Annotated in this window: 2 protein-coding genes; one reads left to right on the top strand and one right to left on the bottom strand. The window is 56.9% G+C overall.

Annotation, left to right across the window (positions count from 1 at the left end; translation table 11 throughout):
* Positions 1 to 270: 270 nt before the first annotated feature.
* Positions 271 to 1389: an FtsW/RodA/SpoVE family cell cycle protein gene (locus VGE80_RS15985; protein WP_440593363.1), complete on the top strand. Its 1119-nt coding sequence runs from the start codon at positions 271 to 273 to the stop codon at positions 1387 to 1389.
* Positions 1390 to 1633: 244 nt separating this feature from the next.
* On the opposite strand, the gene VGE80_RS15980 is transcribed toward VGE80_RS15985, so the two are convergent.
* Positions 1634 to 3010: a Gfo/Idh/MocA family oxidoreductase gene (locus VGE80_RS15980; protein WP_397569815.1), complete on the bottom strand. Its 1377-nt coding sequence runs from the start codon at positions 3008 to 3010 to the stop codon at positions 1634 to 1636.
* Positions 3011 to 3420: the final 410 nt, after the last annotated feature.

Here is a 3420-nt window from a genome sequence, read left to right as displayed (position 1 = left end):
ATTTCGCCAAATCCGAATAGGAAATGACCTGTGAGAGACTTTCTCGAATCGACGTCCGACTCCCAAGTCTTGACGCCACTTTGGGATCGAGGAAGAAAGCGGTTTTTCCGGGGATTTCGGCCGTCATGACATCGCTCGCCCCAAGTTTCTGCGGCCCCGATTTTTGAGTGAAGTTACCACCCCAGACTGCCGATGGCACGCAAATGAGCATCACGTAAGGGACGGGAACGCGCTGACTTCAGGAGGCGGAGGACACAGCAGGAGAATCCGGTGGACTTGTGCCGTCAACTTTTTGTCGCCTTCGCAGCCCTGTTGCTCGGCTTCGGGCTGTTGATGGTTCACAGTGCCAGCGTCACGTCGTGGCCGACCGAATACGAGCAAGTCTATCTCTCGCGACATCTGATCTTCCTCACAGTGGGACTTCTGTCAGCGTACTTCGCAGCCACACGGGACCCCGAATTCTGGAAGTCCTGTGCGCCGTGGCTGTTCGTCGCGACGGTGATTCTGTTGATTCTGGTACTGATTCCGGGAGTGGGCGTCCGGGTGAAAGGGGCTCAGCGGTGGATTCGCGTCCCCGGCATGACCGCTCAACCGTCCGAACTCGCCAAAATTGCCGTCCCGCTGATGATGTGCTGGATCCTCGATCGAAACCGGCACCTGCTGTCCCGATGGGTTCAGGGGACTGTCCCGTTCCTGCTCCCCGTGGTGCTCACGGTCCCCCTTGTTCTGATTGAGCCCGACCTTGGAACGTCACTCTTCCTGCTCGCCAGTGCAGCTCTGGTGCTGTTCATGGGAGGATGGCCGCTACGCAACTTTCTGCTGGGGCTGGCCGTTGGTATCCCCACGATCCTGACGACACTGGCCATGAAACCTTATCAGCAGCGACGCATCGTGGGTTTCATCGAGTCCTGGACGAACTTCGAGAACTCGCCCTACCAGTTGAAGCAGTCGCTCGTCACGCTCGGTGCAGGGGGGCTGCACGGCGTCGGACTGGGCCGAGGCTGGCAGAAACTGAGCTTTCTTCCCGAAGCGAACACGGACTTCGTCTTCGCGGTGATCGGAGAAGAGCTCGGTCTGATCGGCGGACTGAGTCTCATCGCACTATGGTGCGGACTGTATCTCTCAGGTCTCAGAATGATCAGTCACCTGGACCGCAGTCGCTTCGGTTTTCTGATCGGATTCACACTACTAACGCAGCTCGCCGGTCAGGCAATGCTGAACATTGCCGTCGTTACTGCCATGGTCCCCCCCAAAGGGATCTCGCATCCGCTCATCAGTGCCGGGGGAAGCAACCTGGTTGTCAGTCTGCTCGCGATTGGAATCGTGCTGAGCGTTTCTCGGGACGATCCATTGACGTTAACGACTGACGAGAGTGAGCTGACCGACTGAATGTACCGACGTGGCTGACTGCCTCGGTTCACTGACAGGTGGGGAACGGAACGACTACCACTCCAGAATCCGCCGTGGCTCGACATTGTATTGAGGACTCGTTCTGCCGACCTCATCGGCCCGATCACTGCGCATGCCTCAAACATTTGAACATCCGGTCGACGCATCAGCCTTGGGCTGAACAAAACAACCCCACCGAATCGCTTCGGCGGGGTTGTTGTCTGCAATTCAGATCAACAGAATCCTAGTACTCGCGGGTGGTTTTGATACCGGGCGCTGGTACAGGGTACTTTCCTTCGGCGTTGGCCAGCAAAGGTGCTGGGCCGTCGAGGGTCAGCTTGTCGACGTTCGGAGCAAACTCGTGGTCCGAGTTCAGGATCTCGTCGAAGGTGATCACGCGGCCTGTATGGCAGGCCATACGTCCCATCGAGGTGACGAGACTGGCTTCGGCGCCCCGCTTGGCTTCGTTGTAGGGCTTGTCTGAACGGATGGCGTTCATCAAGTGATCCCATTCCAACTGGTAGGGGTTTGGTTCGGGTTCTTTGGCACGCCAGACGACTTCGTCTTCGGTCATCTTCTGTGCCTTGAAGATCCGAGCCTTCGAAGGAGCGTGGCCCGATTGGGAAATCACTGCCGAACCCTTGGTCCCGTGACAGTAACTGGCGAACTCATTCGCACAGTTGATCATGCCGCGACCTTCGAGCATCAGCTTCGCACCGTCGGCGAACGTGTACTCTACCGTGTACGAATCGAAGTTCTGATCGACGTACTCACCACGGTAGTGACGCCCACCGTAGCCCTTTGCTTCCACAGGCCAGGCATCCTTCATCCAGCAACATTCGTCGATGTTGTGAATGAGGAAGTCGCTGAAGGCACCACCACTGGCCCAGAGGAAGCCGTGGAAGTTGCGGATCTGGTACATCAATTCACTGATGTCACCCTGGCGCTTACCGACGAAAGCCGAACCGGTCGGACCGGTCACGCGGTAGGCTCGCATCAGGTTGAGCTGACCGAGCTGGCCATCCTGAATCCGCTCGAACAGTTCTCCACGGGCTTCGCAGTGGCGGCACATCAGACCGACACCGACCTTCAGATTCTTCTTCAGGGACTCTTCGTAAAGAGCCAGCATCTTGCGAGTGCTGGGACCGTCGACCGTGGTGGGCTTTTCCATGAACACGTTCAGACCGCGGTCAATCGCGTATTTGAAGTGAACCCAGCGGAAGGCCACAGGCGTCGTGAGAATGACAACGTCACCCTTTTTCAACGAATCCATCGCCTGCTTGTACCCGTCGAAACCGATGAACTTTCGGTCTTCCGGGACATCGACCATCTCGTTGAACTTGGCTTTCAGCGCGTCATAGCTTGATTTCAGTTTCTCGGGAATGACATCCGCGATGGCAGTCAGTTTGACGGGGCCGAGCTTCGTCGACAACGCGTTCTCGGCAGCTCCCGTGCCACGTCCCCCGGCTCCAATCAGAGCAACTTGAATCGTATTCGTTTCGCCAGCATAGACGTGCTTTGGAATCACGATTCCGGCCAGTGCCGATGCGGCGGCGACGGTGCCGGTCGTTTTCAGCAGGTCGCGGCGCGAAACACCGCCGTTTGATTCGATACTATCCACAGTTGAAACTCCTCTTGAAAATGCTTCAGGGGCTCAGCTCAAAGCGAATGAGCCCTCAAATACACACGACAGCGCTACGTAGTATGTGGTCAGATGACATTTCAGTAAGTCGAGCAGACTGTAACAACGATACTCGTTGTACCGACATCGCGTCCGGCACGCGAGTGTTCCGGGGGCGAGAAAACGAATCGTATCGAGAGGGTAAGGTTCCTATTAACAGGTGATATAACACCAACAGTCGAGAATCTCAGAGGACCGACCACTGCACAGGGGTCGAGGCCAGTTTCGGCTTTCTGCCAGATCACCTTGCGACACAGTCATTTCGGATCCATCCATCGCCGATGCCTTCAAAGTGGCCGAACGTCCAGCCGGGTGTTTCACCGAGCACCCGAAATTCTGCTCCATCCCGC

Origin of the sequence: Schlesneria sp. (assembly GCF_036405755.1) — a bacterium.
Classification (GTDB): domain Bacteria; phylum Planctomycetota; class Planctomycetia; order Planctomycetales; family Planctomycetaceae; genus Schlesneria; species Schlesneria sphaerica.
This window is presented reverse-complemented; position numbering and strand designations above follow the sequence as displayed.